At 47.9% G+C, this 17090-nt stretch carries 18 protein-coding genes and 1 pseudogene; 13 read left to right on the forward strand and 6 right to left on the reverse strand.

Annotated features, from left to right (window positions below; genetic code table 11):
* Positions 1 to 265, reverse strand: a 265-nt coding sequence (locus tag AC4EVX_RS11660) for a helix-turn-helix domain-containing protein (RefSeq protein WP_490160265.1), incomplete at its 3' end; no start/stop codon positions are given.
* A 201-nt stretch (positions 266 to 466) separates the two neighbouring features.
* On the opposite strand from AC4EVX_RS11660, the gene AC4EVX_RS11665 reads away from it, so the two are divergent.
* The 8 genes from AC4EVX_RS11665 to greA all read left to right on the forward strand — a co-directional run bounded on the left by AC4EVX_RS11665 (position 467) and on the right by greA (position 5957).
* On the forward strand, positions 467 to 610 hold the full coding sequence (locus AC4EVX_RS11665) for a Y-family DNA polymerase (protein WP_490160266.1): 144 nt from the start codon (positions 467 to 469) through the stop codon (positions 608 to 610).
* Entirely contained in the window at positions 585 to 1706 is a 1122-nt protein-coding gene (locus AC4EVX_RS11670) for a DNA polymerase Y family protein (protein WP_490160267.1), read from the forward strand. The genes AC4EVX_RS11665 and AC4EVX_RS11670 overlap by 26 nt, the downstream gene beginning before the upstream one ends.
* Before the next feature lie 81 nt (positions 1707 to 1787).
* Positions 1788 to 2048 (forward strand): hypothetical protein, encoded by a 261-nt coding sequence (locus AC4EVX_RS11675; protein ID WP_490160268.1) that lies wholly within the window; start codon positions 1788 to 1790, stop codon positions 2046 to 2048.
* The gene (locus tag AC4EVX_RS11680) at positions 2045 to 2275 is read left to right on the forward strand and encodes a hypothetical protein (protein ID WP_490160269.1); all 231 of its coding nucleotides are present in this window, start codon (positions 2045 to 2047) and stop codon (positions 2273 to 2275) included. Before AC4EVX_RS11675 ends, AC4EVX_RS11680 begins: the two co-directional genes overlap by 4 nt.
* Before the next feature lie 128 nt (positions 2276 to 2403).
* Complete coding sequence (locus tag AC4EVX_RS11685) at positions 2404 to 3363, forward strand: 2-dehydropantoate 2-reductase (protein WP_177978356.1); 960 nt, start codon at positions 2404 to 2406, stop codon at positions 3361 to 3363.
* Positions 3364 to 3462: 99 nt separating this feature from the next.
* On the forward strand, positions 3463 to 4398 hold the full coding sequence (gene manA, locus AC4EVX_RS11690; protein ID WP_177978338.1) for a mannose-6-phosphate isomerase, class I: 936 nt from the start codon (positions 3463 to 3465) through the stop codon (positions 4396 to 4398).
* A 162-nt stretch (positions 4399 to 4560) separates the two neighbouring features.
* Entirely contained in the window at positions 4561 to 5442 is an 882-nt protein-coding gene (locus AC4EVX_RS11695) for an ROK family protein (protein ID WP_177978339.1), read from the forward strand.
* 14 nt (positions 5443 to 5456) lie between these two features.
* Positions 5457 to 5957, forward strand: coding sequence for a transcription elongation factor GreA (gene greA, locus AC4EVX_RS11700; protein ID WP_177978340.1), 501 nt, complete (start codon positions 5457 to 5459; stop codon positions 5955 to 5957).
* Positions 5958 to 6087: 130 nt separating this feature from the next.
* Here the strand turns inward: greA and AC4EVX_RS11705 are convergent, their stop codons facing one another.
* The 4 genes from AC4EVX_RS11705 to ymfI all read right to left on the reverse strand — a co-directional run bounded on the left by AC4EVX_RS11705 (position 6088) and on the right by ymfI (position 9004).
* Positions 6088 to 6765, reverse strand: a complete 678-nt coding sequence (locus AC4EVX_RS11705) for a DUF4367 domain-containing protein (protein WP_177978341.1) — start codon at positions 6763 to 6765, stop codon at positions 6088 to 6090.
* Positions 6758 to 7372: an RNA polymerase sigma factor gene (locus AC4EVX_RS11710; protein WP_490160270.1), complete on the reverse strand. Its 615-nt coding sequence runs from the start codon at positions 7370 to 7372 to the stop codon at positions 6758 to 6760. Before AC4EVX_RS11710 ends, AC4EVX_RS11705 begins: the two co-directional genes overlap by 8 nt.
* 81 nt (positions 7373 to 7453) lie before the next feature.
* Positions 7454 to 8008: a hypothetical protein gene (locus tag AC4EVX_RS11715; protein WP_490160271.1), complete on the reverse strand. Its 555-nt coding sequence runs from the start codon at positions 8006 to 8008 to the stop codon at positions 7454 to 7456.
* A gap of 264 nt (positions 8009 to 8272) precedes the next feature.
* Positions 8273 to 9004 carry an elongation factor P 5-aminopentanone reductase gene (gene ymfI, locus AC4EVX_RS11720; RefSeq protein WP_177978344.1) on the reverse strand — a complete coding sequence of 244 codons (732 nt, stop codon included), beginning with the start codon at positions 9002 to 9004 and terminating at the stop codon, positions 8273 to 8275.
* 242 nt (positions 9005 to 9246) lie between these two features.
* On the opposite strand from ymfI, the gene AC4EVX_RS11725 reads away from it, so the two are divergent.
* The 3 genes from AC4EVX_RS11725 to AC4EVX_RS11735 all read left to right on the forward strand — a co-directional run bounded on the left by AC4EVX_RS11725 (position 9247) and on the right by AC4EVX_RS11735 (position 13190).
* Complete coding sequence (locus tag AC4EVX_RS11725) at positions 9247 to 10293, forward strand: NAD(P)/FAD-dependent oxidoreductase (RefSeq protein WP_490160272.1); 1047 nt, start codon at positions 9247 to 9249, stop codon at positions 10291 to 10293.
* Between the two features lie 164 nt (positions 10294 to 10457).
* Entirely contained in the window at positions 10458 to 11912 is a 1455-nt protein-coding gene (locus AC4EVX_RS11730; protein ID WP_490160273.1) for a C40 family peptidase, read from the forward strand.
* A 9-nt stretch (positions 11913 to 11921) separates the two neighbouring features.
* Positions 11922 to 13190 (forward strand): acyltransferase family protein, encoded by a 1269-nt coding sequence (locus AC4EVX_RS11735; protein WP_490160274.1) that lies wholly within the window; start codon positions 11922 to 11924, stop codon positions 13188 to 13190.
* Between the two features lie 134 nt (positions 13191 to 13324).
* Here AC4EVX_RS11735 and hpf read toward each other — a convergent pair whose 3' ends face one another.
* Positions 13325 to 13855, reverse strand: coding sequence for a ribosome hibernation-promoting factor, HPF/YfiA family (gene hpf, locus AC4EVX_RS11740; protein ID WP_177978348.1), 531 nt, complete (start codon positions 13853 to 13855; stop codon positions 13325 to 13327).
* 425 nt (positions 13856 to 14280) lie between these two features.
* Here hpf and secA point away from each other — a divergent pair, with 425 nt between their 5' ends.
* Together secA and prfB are read left to right on the forward strand one after the other, a co-directional pair.
* Entirely contained in the window at positions 14281 to 16851 is a 2571-nt protein-coding gene (gene secA, locus AC4EVX_RS11745) for a preprotein translocase subunit SecA (protein WP_308451544.1), read from the forward strand.
* 125 nt (positions 16852 to 16976) lie between these two features.
* Positions 16977 to 17090: pseudogene (gene prfB / locus AC4EVX_RS11750) on the forward strand (peptide chain release factor 2); the annotation flags it as partial.

Genomic DNA, 17090 nt, shown 5'->3' on the forward strand with positions numbered 1-17090 from the left:
CCAGTTCTTCAATATCTTTCGCTGCTTTTGCGCCGCCTTTTTCATGAGCTTCTACAACGTAGGTGCCACTGCTTCCCAGCAGGTACTCAGTAGTAGTGTTCAGCGCATCCGCAATCTTCTGGATCGTGACCATATTGGATGGTTTGCGGCTGCCAAGCTCATAATTCTGAATTGTGCGGGCGGTTACACCGGCCTTCTCTGCAAGTTCTACCTGAGTTAAATTGGCTTCTGTTCTTTTTTCTTTCAACCTTTCTTTGAAGACCATAGGAATACCTCTTTCTTTTTTGATGGTGAACACGAATACTTTTTCATAAAAACATATTGATACGAAAAACTGTGCTTGCTATAATGACGATGAAAACACGAAATACAATTCGTGTAATTATAGTATCACAAGAAATGCTGTGTGTCAATGTGTTCGCGAAAAGTTGTTCGTGCTTTCACAAACGGAGAGGAGGAATACGGGATGCAAAGGGTGATTCTTCATTGTGATATGAATAATTTCTATGCCTCTGTCGAGTGTATGCTGAACCCGGAACTGAAGAACAAGCCGGTGGCAGTGTGCGGTTCTGTGGAGGAACGGCATGGTATCGTACTTGCGAAGAACTAACTATGCAGCAAAGGCGTTTGGCGTTTCCACGGGAGAGGCAATCTGGCAAGCAAAACAGAAGTGTCCGGATCTTGTGATCGTGGAGCCGCACTATGAGCAATATATGAAGTTTTCAAAATTAGCTCGTGAGATATACGGTCGTTATACTGATCAGATCGAGCCGTATGGGATGGACGAATGCTGGCTGGATGTGACCGGAAGCGGCTGCATGGGAACTGGATTTGAAATCGCAGATGAGATTCGTAGAACCGTTAAGTTTGAATTGGGACTTACGATTTCCGCAGGAGTGAGCTTCAATAAGATTTTTGCCAAGATTGGGTCGGATATGAAAAAGCCGGATGCGATTACCTGCATCGAAGCAGACTCATTCTGGGAGAAGATTTGGTGTCTTCCTGCCTTTGACTTGCTTGGAATCGGCAGAGCGACCGAGAAGATTCTGTCCGGTTATGGGATTCATACCATTGGAGAGCTTGCTGCAACATCGGATGATTTCCTGAAATGCCGCCTTGGAAAGAATGGATTGGCAATTAAGAAATATGCCAATGGACTGGATGATTCGCCGGTTATGCGTTCCGATTATGTCTCTCCAGTAAAGAGCATTGGGCACGGAATAACGACCATGCAGGATTTGGAGAATAACGCCGAAGTCTGGTGTGTCATGCTGGAGCTGGTGCAGGAGATCGGAACCAAGCTGCGAACGCATAAAAAGAAAGCTGGTGGAATAGCGATTTCCATCCGCAACAACGAGCTTTACACGAAAGAGTGGCAGAACCGGATTAGTATTCCGACACAAAGCCCCTCCTATCTGGCGAAAATCGCATTTGATCTGTTTGCAAAGAACTATCATTGGGAACATCCGATTCGTTCAGTGACGGTTCGGGCAATCAACCTGTTTGAAGAGGATTGTCCGATACAATACGACCTATTCACTGATGTGAAATCATTGGATCGCCAGGAACGGCTGGGCGCAGCGATTGAGCAGATTCGATTCCGATTCGGGAAAGATGCGATTAAAAATAGGGTACTTTTTCAGAAAAGCAAGATGTCGACAGAGCGAAAAGTGGATTTGGTTATGCCGACAGGAATGATTGGTTAATACAGCACCGGTAGAATTTGGTGAGTTCTTTGCTAAAAGAAGTCAACACATTCGCCGGTTTACAGAGGTGGAGCGTAGAATATGTCGGAACAGAAATGTAGAAAAGTATATGTACCTGTGAATTTGGATGTGGATGCAGAGGGAAATATCCGTCCGCGCCTGATTCGATGGATTGACGGACGGGTGTATGAGATCGACCGATTGAAGCATAAGTGTCGGGCTGCTTCCACGAAGGTAGGTGGCTACGGAATCCGCTATACGGTCATAATGGGTGGGCATGAGAGTTTTCTGTACAACGAAGATGAAAAATGGTTCGTTGAAGCAAAGGAGCCGTGCCTATGATCCTTTCACAGAAAAAGATAGAAGAAATCGCTGTTGCAGTGATAAGAGATTTTCAAAAGTCCTTTTTCGGCAGCGAAGCAGATGATCCGGCAAGATTCGCGCTTCCGACACCCATTGACCAGTTTGCATCCGACTATCTGAATCTGAAGGTGTCATTTCAAAAGCTGTCCTCGGACGGAAGCATCTATGGTGTTGTGATAAACTATAGTTGTAACAGTAGTGGCTAATAAGATATAATCAATCTCATAAAGGGGAATGATTGAGCAAATGCAAAACGAAAATATGTATAAAGGAGAAACAACGTATGAGAATATCAGTGATCGGAACGAATCCAGAGAAGATGGCGGCGATTGAGATGGAGATAAAGTCAGTTGCAGTTTTGGGAGCGGGGGCAGTCGGCTCGTATATTATTTGGGGACTTTATGAGAACAAAAATGTCAGACTCGGCGTGGTCGCAGACGGGGAGCGCGCAGAGCGCCTCAAAGCAGACGGATGCACGATCAATGGGGAGGTTTACCGCCCGAATATCTGGTCGCCCGAGGAGGCGCACGGTGTGGATCTTCTGATTGTCTCGCTCAAATACGGGGCACTTCCGGGGGCAATGAAAATGATCCGGACGATTGTCGGTGAGAATACGATCGTGATGAGCCTGATGAACGGAATCGACAGTGAGGAGCTGATTGCGAAGGAGATCGGGGAGTCGCATATCCTGAATTCGTTGATCAAGGTTGCGTCCCAGAGAAAAGAAGACGGTATTCATTTTGATCCGGAGACGACGATCGGAATCATTTTCGGGGAAGTTTCTGCTCCATATGAGAGCGAGCGCGTGCAGGCGGTCAAGGCGCTTTTTGCAGATACCGGAATCCGCATCCGCTCGACCGATTGTATTCGGGAAGAGATGTGGAGCAAGTTCCGTTTAAATGTCTGCAACAATCTTCCGCAGGCGATTCTCGGCGCCGGAGTCGGATGCTACCGCGACAGTGCGCATATGAAGGCAATCAGCGATGGCTTGCGTGCAGAACTTGAGGCGATCGCAAAGGCGAAGGGCGTGGATATGAGCAAGATTGACAGTTCCTCGAATCACGGGGCACCGGTTCGCCCATCAGCACGCTATTCCACGTTGCAGGATATCGAGGCGGGAAGACACACCGAGATCGATATGTTCTCAGGTGCGCTGATGCGGATGGGAAAAGAACTTGGAATCGCGACCCCGTATAACGAGTACACCTATCACATGATCAAGGCACTCGAAGAAAAGAATGACGGAAAATTTAATTACGATGACCAGAACGAGGGGCTTGTCTGGTCAAAATAAGTTTTGAAAAACAGACATAAAAAATTCTTTCGCCGCGCTCTGTTTTGTGATATGATGGGACAAGCAAGATGGTTAAAAAAATAGCAAAGGAGATTTCTCATGGGTGAACTGTTATTTATGAAGCCCTATTGTAAAGAAGTTATTTGGGGTGGAACAAAATTAAAGAGCATTTATGGTTATGAGACACAGGGAAATCACACTGGAGAGGCATGGGTGATCAGTGCGAATCCAGATGGTCAGAGTGTTGTGACCGAGGGTCATTATCAGGGAAAGACGCTGAAAGAACTCTGGGACGGGCACAGAGAGCTTTTTGGAAATCTGGAGGGCGATGTTTTTCCTCTTCTGATTAAGCTCATTGACGCGAGAGATCATTTAAGCATTCAGGTTCATCCGGATGATGAGTATGCATACTCTCATGAGAACGGAGAAAAGGGAAAAACCGAGTGCTGGTATATTGTGGACTGCGATGAGGGAGCGGACATTGTCATCGGTCACAAGGCTCAGACGAAAGAAGAGCTGAAGGCGATGATTGACGAGGGAAGATGGGATGATCTTCTGAATGTGATCCCGATTCACAAAGGAGATTTCTTCTACATTCCGGCGGGAACGGTTCATGCGATCCGCAAGGGTACGCTGATTCTTGAGACTCAGCAGAACAGCAACATCACCTATCGTCTGTACGATTATGGAAGATTGCAGGACGGCAAGCCGAGACAGCTTCATATCAAGCAGAGCCTCGATGTGATTCGTTGTCCGCAGGAGAGAGAAAATACCGTGCAGGAGGCAGTCGAGAAGGACGGAAATATCAGTCAGCGCCTTGTGAGCTGTCCGTTATTTACCGTAGATCATTTTGAGACAGCAGAGAAGATGACGATGGAACAGCCGTATTCCTTCCTGATTGTCGATGTCCTTGAGGGCGAGGGAAGCGTGAACAATCATCCGATTAAGAAGGGCGATCACTTCATCGCACCGTTTGGCTGTGGCAATCTGGAATTTTCCGGAAAACTTGAGCTGATCACCTCCCACGTTTCCTGAAAAGCAGATTTCTTCTAAATTTCGATGGAAATTTGGGAAAATCCGTAACGGAAAAACAGGGACGAAAGTTAAAGGTTGAGAAGGCAAAATAAAAATGCTAAGATAAAATGAGAATCCGAATAAAAAATAAAAACGGGAAAATAAAAAAAGGAGAGTAATACTATGTTGTTTGGAGCACTTGAAGCGGGCGGAACCAAGATGGTATGTGCAATCGGAAATGAAAACGGAGAGATTTTAGAGCAGAAGTCGATTCCGACGACGACTCCGGAGGAGACGATGCCGGCAATTCTGGAATACTTCAAGGACAAGGAGATTGCGTCAATCGGAATTGCCTGCTTTGGACCGATCGATCTGAATAAGAATTCTGAGACTTACGGATACATCACTTCCACACCGAAGATTCCGTGGAGAAATTACAACATTGTCGGTGCAGTCAAGGACGCACTGAAGATTCCGGTCGGTTTTGATACCGATGTAAATGGTTCTCTGCTGGGTGAGGTGACCTGGGGCTGTGCGAAGGGTCTGACCGATGCCGTTTATTTTACAATCGGAACCGGTGTCGGTGCCGGAATCATGACAAATGGAAAGATGCTTCACGGCATGCTTCATCCGGAGGCAGGTCATGTGAAGATGGTTCCGCGCAGTGGCGATACCTACAAGGGAAAATGCCCGTATCACGGAACCTGTTTTGAGGGAATGGCAGCGGGTCCGGCAATCGAGGAAAGATGGGGCGCAAAGGCAGTTCAGCTCGCAGACCGCGAGGAAGTCTGGGATCTTGAGAGTTATTACATCGCTCAGGCTCTGATGGGAATCGTTCTGACTCTGAGCCCGCAGAAGATTATTTTAGGTGGTGGTGTTATGCACCAGAAACAGCTCTTCTCGATGATTCGCGAGAAGATGCTCAAAGAGCTGAACGGATATATTCAGGCGAAAGAGCTGGCTGACATCGACAATTACATCGTTCCGGCAAGTCTCAACGACGATCAGGGAATCATGGGATGCATCAAACTGGCGATGAACAGTCTGGAAGAGGAAAATAAGTAAGGATCTGGCGGAAAATGAGAGAGAAACTGACACAGCACGACGTAGAGAAAATTCAGCAGGAGATTGACCAGAGAAAACTTGAGGAGAGACCGAAACTGATTGAGGCGGTCAAGGAAGCGCGTTCCCACGGCGATCTGAGTGAAAATTTTGAGTACCATGCGGCAAAACGCGAAAAGAATCAGAATGAGAGCCGAATCCGCTATCTGGAGAATCTGCTCAAGAATGCGATTGTGATCTCGGATGCCTCCCGCGAGGATGAGGTTGGACTGAACAACACAGTGACGCTTTTCATGGAGGATGATGACGAGGAAGAGGTCTACAAGCTCGTGACAAGTATCCGTGGAAGTTCGATTCACAATATGATCAGCACTGAGTCCCCGCTCGGTCGGGCGATTCTGCGCCATAAAGTCGGCGATCGCGTGCTGGTGCAGGCAAATGAGACATACAGCTATTATGTGACGATCCGAAAAATCGAGAACACCGACGATTCGGACGACACGATCCGGAAGTATTAGTATTGGATGAAGGATCAAATATCCGTTTCAATCGTAATTCAATATTAAATCCATTCGGGAAAACAGAAAAGTCCCGCACTCCGATTGGCTTTTGCTTAAGCCGATGGTGATGCGGGACTTTTTTGCTAATTTATTTGCGTGATGCTTCGGAAGCTTCTGTCGCAATCTGCTCTACAAGATGTTTGAGTTCTGCTTGCTCCAATCCGACCTCCATGCGGATCGAGTAACAGAAATCGTTGTCATACCAGGTCGCGAGAACGTATTTTTCATTGTCTCCTTTCAGGATAAGTGAAAATCCGTCAATATCTGTTGCGATGACATCGGAATATGAATTATAATCTCCGGAATTGTCTTTCTCCTCTGCGCTTGAGGACTGGCGGTAGACAATCTGATTGTCAGCTCCGCGGTAAGTGATCTGTGCAAGCTCATCAAAGTAGGACGTGTACTCGGTGGAGGTCACTTCAAATGGGAAATCATAGAGTCCGAAAACTTTAAATCCCATTCTTCGGGAAAGTTCATTGATCGATTTGCAAGTCTCAATCGATGCAGTTCCGGGAACACTTCCGACACCTTCAATCGGTATCTGGTTCGTGATCCGGTCGATCATTTGCGGAAGCGTCAGTGCACCGATTGCGAGAATCAGAAGACTGGCGCATACCGACAGATAGCGCGAGGTGCGAGGAAACGGCAGGCGCTTTTTCTCCGAGGAGAGTACCACATTGTTTAGAATCCGACTGCGCATTTCGTCAGTGACTTCAATGCGATCCATGATTTCCTTGTAGGAGTTATTTTTGTAGGATTTACTCAAAGTCATACACCTCCCTCAAAATCATTCTTAGTTCTGCGCGTGCCCGTCTGAGGTCTGAGCGGATTGTACTCTCCTTGCGCCCGAGGATCTTTGAAATCTCTGCGGTCGAGTAGCCCTCGTAATAAAACAGATGAATCGCTTCCCGGTATTTGTCGGGAAGATTTTTAACGGCTTCCCAGACAAAGGAGAGATCTTCTTGTTTTTCGTCGATCAGCTGTTCATCGAGTTCGTCGGTCATGCGGAGGCGGTTGTAGGCAATCTTGTTCTTGGAGAGATTTGCCGTGACCTTTAAAAGCCATGCCTTCTCGTGTGTCTCATTTTCAAACTCGGGAGCAGAGTCGAGGTAGGTGATCAGCGTATCCTGAAGAAGATCCTCGGCATCACTCATATTGTGAACGTAGGAATAGGCAAGGCGCAGAATCGAATTGCCGTAGGTATCGAGAAGGTATTCAGCATTATTTGCGACGGAGTCCTGTCGGGCGAGTCGCTTTCTCTCGGACGCATATCCATAAATTTTCGCATGGAAAGCAGATAAAAATTTTTTCAGTGATCTCAAAAAATCGAAACCGCCCGGCGAGCAGGGAAGTTCCAACGAAAGTATACTCATACAAATCCCCTAAAAATGTTTTTTATGAAATCTTTTTATGACTCAATACTCAATCAATGACTTAATCCTATACTCAATCCATTACTCAATCTCTGCAATCAGAGCACTGATCTCATCAACGGAGATTCCGTTCGTGCTGATCGAGTAGGAGTAATCGCCGTCTGTCCAGATCGCAGTTTTCACCATACCGTTATCGCCCTTCATTGTGATTTCGCGCGTGCCGATCGTGGCGGTGGAAGTCTCGGAATAAGTGGTGTAATCTCCGCTGATGTCCTTTCCGTTATAGAGTCCTTTGCGAATCCGCGCGATCTCTGTGTAGGATGGCTCAGAGGTGTTATCGTCTGCGCTTGCCGTTGTCTGATCGCTGTTTGCATCATTTGCATCGTAGTCCTTGAGATAAATCACCTCAATCAATTCCTTATTGAGGGTGCGAAAAACATTCGCGGAGACACCCTGAATCTCGCCCGGAATCTTGAACGAAAATCCAGCAGTATTCTGCGCGTCGGCAAGGGTTGTGTGATCGATAAACGGGTTCGGCATCGAGGTCATCTGACCAGTTTCATTTGCAGAGGTCTCTGCGCTGATCGAAGTCTTCTCTGCCCTGGTCGTGGTTTCGTGTCTTGCGCAGGCGCTCATCAAGACGAGTGTCAGAAGACCGAGAGTCGTGAGACAGGTGCGGATCTTGCGGTTGCCGAAATTCTTATTTGCGTTCAGGTTCTTGTTTTAGTTCTTATTCCAGTTTGCTACCTTTGCTACGTTCTTGTTCATTTTCATGATAAATTCTCCTCATCTTTTTTATTTAAGGGAATTATTTCCCTTCATGAGTTATACAGATGAGGAGAATAAAATGTTGCAAAAAATAAAAAATTTTAAAAAAATTATTTTACGGGGATCAGATCATTAGATCCATCCGCCGTCCATTGCGATGACCTGTCCGGTCAGGTAGGAACCCTTGTATCCGAGATGGTAGACAAAGTCAGCGACTTCCTCGGCGGTTCCGAGGCGACCTGCCGGGATCTCATCGACGAGCTGGAGCATCTCGTCTTCCTCCATCCACTGATTCATCTCCGTGTCGATCGCTCCGCAGGCAACAGCGTTGACCTGAATGTTGCTCGGTGCAAGTTCTTTTGCGAGGGCGCGGGTAAATGCATTGATGCCACCCTTTGTTGCGGAGTAGGCAACCTCGCAGGAAGCTCCGACATTTCCCCAGACGGAGGAGATGTTTACGATTTTTCCGGAACCGGCAGACAGCATCATCGGGATTGCCAGTTTGCAACAGTTAAAGACGGAGGTCAGGTTTGTGCGGATGATGCGGTCCCAGTCCTCGCTCGTCATATCCTGAAGCAGTCCGATGTAATCGACACCGGCATTGTTGACGAGAACATCAAGGGAGCCGTACTGTTTGCGGATCAGCGCAAACAATTTTTCACAGTCTTCCATTTTTCCCATATCTCCGAGAAAGGCGGTACAACCGACCTGATAGCTGGAGATCTCTTTTTGCGCCTGAAGAAGCTCGCGCTCCCGATGCGCGCAGTTGATGATGACGTTATATCCTTTTTTTGCAAATTTTATGGCGATCGCCTTTCCGATTCCGCGGGAAGCACCCGTTACAAGTACTACTTTTTTTGCCATACAAACACGCTTCCTTTCTTAAAATTTGATAGTTCCATTATAAGTTTTTCGGGGATAATGAGCAAGGAAAAATCTCGAACTTTCTGGAATCCTTTACGATTCAATTACAATTTCCGTAACTCTCTGTATCTTAAAAGAAACTTGTGTTATACTGAACCACAGTGACGCAGTTTTGATGCGATGGGGAAGCAACAGAGTTACTTTACTGTAACGGAACGTAAGCAATAAAACAGGAGTGAAAAATGGAAAAAAAATATGATCTGGTGATTGTTGGTTCCGGTCCGGCAGGACTGACCGCAGGGATTTACGCACAGCGTGCGAGACTGAATACTCTTGTGATTGAGAAAGAGATGGTCAGCGGAGGACAGGTGCTGACGACGTATGAGGTGGAGAACTATCCGGGATTTCCGGTGGTGGATGGATTTACGCTCGGAACGAAATTCCGGGAGCATGCGGATCACCTCGGCGCAGAATTTGTCACCGATGAGATTGTGGGAATTCGCCTGATGCAGGAGCAGGATACGGATCTTTTGGCGATCGATGCTTCGGAGGATGGAGTAAGAGATCTGCGAGCTGCACAGGTGGAAGTACCGGGTGTCACAGAGATTGTATCACATTTTGACTCTGAAAAGACATGGAAGGTGCTCACGGGAAAGAAGGGAACCTATCTTGCAAAGACGGTGATTCTGGCTTCAGGGGCGACACACAGAAGTCTTGGAGTTCCTGGTGAGGAGCGCCTTCGCGGTTCCGGAGTGAGCTACTGTGCGACGTGTGACGGAGCGTTTTTCCGCAGAAAAGAGGTCGCTGTCGTCGGAGGCGGAGATGTCGCGATCGAGGATGCGATTTTTCTGTCCCGGATGTGCAGTCACGTCTATCTGATTCATCGCAGAGGAGAACTGCGCGGGGCGAGATCCCTTCAGGAACAGCTTTTGGCGCTTGAGAATGTGACGATTCTCTGGGATACCGTGGTCGAGGAGATCTGCGGGGAGCAGAGAGTTGAGAACATTCAGCTTCGCAATGTGAAGAGTGGGGAACATTCGCAGCTTTCTGTGAACGGGGTCTTCGTGGCAGTCGGAATTGAGCCGAACAGCACGTTCGTGGAAGATCTGGTTCAGACGGATCACGGCTATGTGTGTGCCGGGGAGACGTGTGAGACGAGTGTGCCGGGAATTTTTGTGGCGGGGGACATGAGAACGAAACAGCTTCGCCAGATTGTGACGGCTACTGCGGATGGCGCGAATGCGGTCAGCAGTGCCGAGCGGTATCTGAATGCATGGAGCCATCGCTAGAATCATCGCTGGAACTATCGTTAGGACATCTGAGCGGGAATCCTCGGTCATTCAATGACCGTGCAGTTCACAATAGAACCATTGTAAAAGGCTTCATAAATGAGGTTTCATAAATGATTTTTGCAATACTTGAATTTGAGGGAGACGAGAGGGAGAAAAAATAGATGAAAAAAACAATCAGGATGTTAACCCTGAGCTGTGTGTGTGCAATGACTCTGGGAGTGATTCCCGCTTATGCGGATGTGCAGAAATCTCCGCATACCGTATCGGTTGTGGCATCACAGGGAAATTATGAGAATATTGCAGTCTCGCAGGTATCCGATTATGTAAATATCAGAGAGAATCCAAATACGGACAGCACGATTGTCGGAAAGATTTATAACAACTGTGCGGCGACGATTCTTGAGACTGTCGAGGGCGAGGGTGGAAAGTGGTATCGAATCCAGTCGGGCGCAGTAACCGGATACATTAAGGCTCAGTATTTTGTGACCGGAGATTCGGCGGAACAGCTTGCGCGCTCGATTCGGCGAGAGTTTGTCACGATCAGCGCGGATGGTCTTCGCCTGAGAGCGGAGCCGAACCTGACGAGCACGACGTTGACTCTGTTGTCTCAGGGTGCGGAGTACATCGTCGTCGACGATGAGGGTGATTTCTTTAAAGTCGAGATCGATGAAGATCTTGTCGGCTATATTTCCAAGAATTACTGTACGGCACGCGTGGAGTTTGATCAGGCAGTGACGCTTCAGGAGGAAAAGGAAAAGAAGGCGGAAGAGGAGAAGCGAAAGCAGGAGGCAGATTCTGCAATTGCGCAACTTGAGGAAGTCCGCAGAGTCGAGGCGAAGGAAGAGGCGGAGGAGAGCCAGACCGGAAACAATGGCACGACAATTGCTCCAAATCCTTCCGGTGCTGAGTCTTCCACAAATGGATCAACGCCGACAACCTCGAATTCGTCTTCTGAAAATCCTGACAACGGAGCGACGATCATTGCCACGAAACCAGATGAGGTTGACACGACTGCACCGGCACAGAATAACAGCAACAGTTCTTCTGGTACGTCCACCGCATCCGGACCTTCGACGGGAACGACGGGATCAACAGGAAGTACAAACAGTGGGACAAGCACAAAACCGTCTGCGACTGTCGTACAGCCGTCGAACACGACAACTTCTTCTGGTACAACGACCGCAGGCACTTCGGATTCCAAGAACAGTGCGACGATCAAGGGCAGTGGCGGACCGGGTTCCACCGCAGTTGTCACCGCGACGAGAACGGCGATTGTCGCTTACGCAAAACAGTTCCTCGGCAACAAATATGTATACGGTGGGACAAGCCTGACGACAGGAGCAGACTGTTCCGGATTCACGCAGGCGATTTTTGCACACTTTGGAATCACGACGGGAAGAACCTCGAGAGATCAGGCACAGAATGTCAAGACGATCCCGATTTCGAGTGTTCAGCCGGGCGATCTTCTGTTCTATGGAAGCGGAAGCACGATCACCCATGTAGCGATTTACATAGGAGATGGAAAGGTTATCCACTCGAGCAACTCGAGGACCGGTGTCATCATCTCCCCGTACAACTACCGAACCCCGAGCAAAGCGGGAACATTCTTGAATTAAGGGGGAGGCATGGAGCAGAAAAAACAGTACTATGGTGTTGATGTTGTAAAGTTTATTCTTGCCCTTCTTGTCGCCGGTCGCCATATGATTCAGGTGTTTTATGCGCAGGAGAGCCCGTGGCGGTTGACCGTCGGCTCGTGGCTCTCCAATCTGGCAGTGCCGTTTTTCTTTACCGTCGCCGGATTTCTTCTGTTTCGGAAAATCTGCGGGACTGAGAGAACCGCGGGGGAGCGATCAGGAAAGAAAAAGGAAACGGAAATTGGAAACGGAAGAGATCGAAACGAAATCGAGGGTGGAAGTGGAAATGAGGAATCTGGACGCGGAAGAAGTCGCAGAAAACAGCAGAGAAGAGTCTCGTCATCCTCTGCACAGAGAGAGTTGGCAAATCGAACCTCAGATCCGTCGAAAACAGGAAAATCAGGAGTCAGTGGAAGCAGTCGCAGTCGCTCAGGTTCCGTCAAAAAGGGCGGATGGAGACAGGTTTGTAAATACTGTTGGCGAATTTTAAAACTCTATGTGCTCTGGTGCGTGATCTACTGGCCGATTGATATTTACAACTGGTACCACGGAACTGCGACGATCAAGGAGAGCGTGATTTTCTATATCCGCTCGTTCTTCTTCTCGAGCACGATCGCCCAGCTCTGGTATCTTCCGGCGCTGATTACCGCATGCCTGATTGTCTGGTGCGTGTCGCTCGGCGCGCGCTACATCACACCGGCGCTGATTGTGACCGGTGCGCTGTTTCTGGCAGGGTGTCTCGGCGATAACTGGTATTTCACGGCGATGCTTCCGCAGAAGATCCAGAACCTGATTTATCTCTACGGACAGCACTGCATGACGATGAGAAACGGAATTTTTTATGGAAGTTTTTATGTGTGCCTTGGTCTTGTTTTTGCGAAGAAAACGAGAAATCTGCCGTTTCTCGTATCCTTTGCGCTGGCAGTCTTCTTTTGCTGGGTGATGAAAAAGGAGGTCACGCATTGCGGAAATATCAACATCGTGATTTCCGCTGCCCCGACCGCCTTTTTCCTGACCGAGTCGGCGCTCTCTTTGCGTCTGCCGGACTGGAAACTTTTCACGAGACTCAGAGCGATGAGCGAGTGGGTGTATCTGTCTCACTTTTATTTCTTTTATTTCTTCTCGTGGACGGCAAAGATCAATCCTCTGCCGTTGACGGAGAAAAATATTATGCTCTGCATCTTTATCCCGATGCTGATTTTTGCGTGGGGGATGGCATGTCTGGGAGAGCGAAGGACATGGGTCAGAAAGCTGATCTAACGATAACGAGGAGGTGCGCTTGCACCTCCTCGAATTTTTCTTGAATTTAGTTTTTCACGAACCGGATCTTAATCGAATCCTTTTGGAATCTGGTTTTAACCTGGTTTTCTGAATCTGATGAAGTGGAATGATGATTACTCAAATTCCGGCTCAATCAGACCATAGGTGTTATTCTTTCTCTTGTATACCACATTGACCTGTTCGGTCTCTGCATTCAGGAATACATAGAAGCTGTGACCAAGCAGTTCCATCTGCACACAAGCCTCTTCCGGGTCCATCGGCTTTACTGCGAAGCGTTTGGTCTTCACGATGTTGATCTCGTCATCGGTATCAAACTCCTCGTTGATGAACAGATCTGAGAATGCCATTGCGCTCTGCTTCTTGTCGATCAGTTTGTTTTTATATTTTTTCATCTGACGCTCGATGATCTCTTCTACCAGATCGATGGAGACGTACATATCACTGCTGGATTCTTCCGCACGGATCATAGTTCCCTTAACCGGGATCGTAACTTCGATTTTCTGTTTGCCTTTCTGCACGCTGAGAGTGACGATTACCTCTGTGTCCGGATTAAAATAGCGATCAAGCTTTCCAATCTTTTCTTCTACTGCTGCCCGCAGACCCGGAGTCACATCGATGTTTCTTCCTGTAATAGTATAACGCATAGTCATCAGCTCCTTCTTTTGAGATGACTCCAGTATAACACACAAGTCCGAAAAATTCAACCAGAATACACAAATTGTTGTGACAATTATTCTTAAAAAAATATAAATAGAAATATTTCTATATAAGAAAAAATATTGAAAAAATATAACCTGTAAAAATGCGGAAGTGAGGGATAGATTTGGAAAGAAAAGTTTGATTTTCTGTTTCATTTCCGTTTTGCTTCTGCCTTATTTTGGTGGAAAAGTGGGAAAACTAGGAGAAAGGAGTGGAAAACGGATCAAAAAAGAGGTTAATTTTTTGTGAAGTGGAGGGGGAAAACTTGAATAAATCGAGGGTTAGTGTTACAATGACTAGGATTGACTGTAAAATGGGTCAGATTATAGCTTGTCTGGCTGGAAAGAAAAATGTTTAGGAGACAGAATTTATGAATCTCATAGAGAAATTATTTGGCACCCACAGCGAGCGGGAACTCAAGATGATTTATCCGATTGTGGACAAGATTGAGGCGCTGAGGCCCAAGATGGGAGAGCTTACGGATGAGCAGTTGCGCGACAACACCCGTATTTTTAAAGAGCGACTGGCAAACGGAGAGACTCTTGATGATCTTCTGCCGGAGGCATTTGCAACTGTCCGTGAAGCTGCAAAGCGAGTGCTGAAGATGGAGCATTATCCGGTACAGCTCATCGGTGGTATCGTTCTTCACCAGGGACGTATCGCAGAGATGAGAACCGGTGAAGGTAAGACGCTCGTGTCGACCGCTCCGGCATATTTAAATGCACTGACAGGAAAGGGCGTTCACATTGTCACCGTCAACGACTATCTGGCAAAGCGAGATGCGGAGTGGATGGGACAGGTTCACGAGTTCTTGGGACTGAGTGTTGGTATCGTCTTAAACCCGATGAACTCTGAGGAGCGTAAGAAGGCATATGCCTGCGATATCACCTATGTAACGAACAACGAGCTCGGTTTCGACTATCTGCGTGACAACATGGCAATCTACAAGGAGCAGATGGTTTTAAGAGGTCTTGAGTATGCGATCATCGATGAGGTTGACTCTGTCCTGATCGATGAGGCGAGAACTCCGCTGATCATTTCCGGTCAGAGCGGTAAGTCCACGAAGCTGTATGAGGTCTGTGACGTTCTGGCTCATCAGCTCGAGAAGGGCGAGGCTTCCGGCGAGTTCACAAAGATGAATGCAATCATGGGCGAAGACATCGAGGAGACCGGTGACTTCATCGTCAATGAGAAGGATAAGGTTGTAAACCTGACGGAGGAAGGTGTGCGCAAGGTCGAGGAATATTTCCATATTGAGAACCTTGCAGATCCGGAGAATCTGGAGATCCAGCACAACATCATCCTCGCACTGCGTGCAAACTACCTGATGCACCGCGATAAGGACTATGTTGTAAAAGATGATGAGGTTCTGATCGTCGATGAGTTTACCGGACGTATCATGCCGGGGCGTCGTTATTCCGATGGTCTGCATCAGGCAATCGAGGCGAAGGAGCATGTAAATGTTCGCCGTGAGAGCAAGACGCTTGCGACAATCACCTTCCAGAACTTCTTTAACAAGTTCAAGAAGAAATCCGGTATGACCGGTACGGCTCTGACCGAGGAGAAGGAGTTCCGTAACACTTACGGAATGGATGCAATCGCAATCCCGACGAACCGTCCGGTACAGCGTATCGATCACGAGGATGCAGTTTATAAGACCAAGAAAGAAAAATTCGATGCCGTTGTCAAAGAGGTTGAGGAAGCACACGCAAAGGGACAGCCGGTTTTGGTCGGCACGATCACAATCGAGACTTCTGAGCTTTTGAGCAAGATGCTCAAGAAGCGCGGAATTCAGCATAAAGTTCTGAATGCGAAGTTCCATGAGCTCGAGGCAGAGATTGTTGCAGATGCAGGTATTCATGGAGCAGTCACGATCGCGACGAACATGGCAGGTCGTGGTACCGATATTAAGCTGGATGAAGATGCAAGAAAAGCAGGCGGACTGAAGGTAATCGGTACGGAGCGTCACGAGTCGAGACGAATCGATAACCAGCTCCGTGGTCGTTCCGGTCGTCAGGGAGATCCGGGTGAGTCCCGTTTCTACATCTCTCTTGAGGATGATCTGATGCGTCTGTTCGGTTCTGAGCGTCTGATGAAGATGTTTGAGGCTCTCGGTGTTCCGGAGGGCGAGCAGATCGAGCATAAGATGCTCTCAAGTGCGATCGAGAAGGCTCAGATGAAGATCGAGACGAACAACTACGGTCTGCGTGAGAACCTGCTCAAGTACGATGAGGTCAACAACGAACAGCGTGAGATCATTTACGCAGAGCGCCGGAAAGTTCTTGACGGCGACAACATGCGTGATCTCGTTCTGAAGATGATCACTGACATTGTGGAGAACGCAGTGGATATGTCGATCTCTGATGAGCAGAGTGTCTCTGACTGGGATTGGGCAGAGCTTAACAACCTGCTGACTCCGGTGATCCCGCTTCAGCCGATCAATGAGGAGAACCATCCGGTCAGCAAGAAGAACGAGCTTAAGCATATGCTCAAGGAAGAGGCAATCAAGCTCTACGAGGAGAAGGAAGCACAGTTCCCGGATGCCGAGCAGGTGCGTGAGATTGAGCGTGTCGTTCTGTTAAAGGTTATCGACAACAAGTGGATGAACCACATCGACGATATGGATCAGCTTCGTGAGGGAATCGGTCTGCAGGCCTATGGTCAGCGTGATCCGGTTGTCGAGTACAAGATGAGCGCATACGAGATGTTCGAGGCAATGACGGCTGCAATCACCGAGGAGACCGTTCGCATCCTGTTCCACATCCGTGTTGAGCAGAAGCTTGAGCGTGAGCCGGCTGCAAAGGTAACAGGAACGAACCGCGATGAGTCCGCTGTTCAGGCTCCGAAGAAGAGAGAAGAGCAGAAGATTTACCCGAATGATCCGTGTCCGTGCGGAAGCGGTAAGAAGTATAAGCAGTGCTGTGGAAGAAAACTGGTGTAAGAAATAATCGTTAGAAGATTAGAAGGTTAGAAGATTAGAAAATCGGAACATCAGAAAGCCAGAAGCGCTTTGGAAATTGTTTTAAAAATTGATTAAAAAATATAAGAATGAAAGTGGGTGACACAATGGTCGAGCTTGATCCGTACAAGTACAAGTTATCAACATTCGAAAAACCATTAGTGGAAGTGAGGGATTCACTTTGACCTGGATAACAAGGTCAGACGAATCGATGAGTTAGA

Source organism: Brotaphodocola sp. (assembly GCF_983179755.1).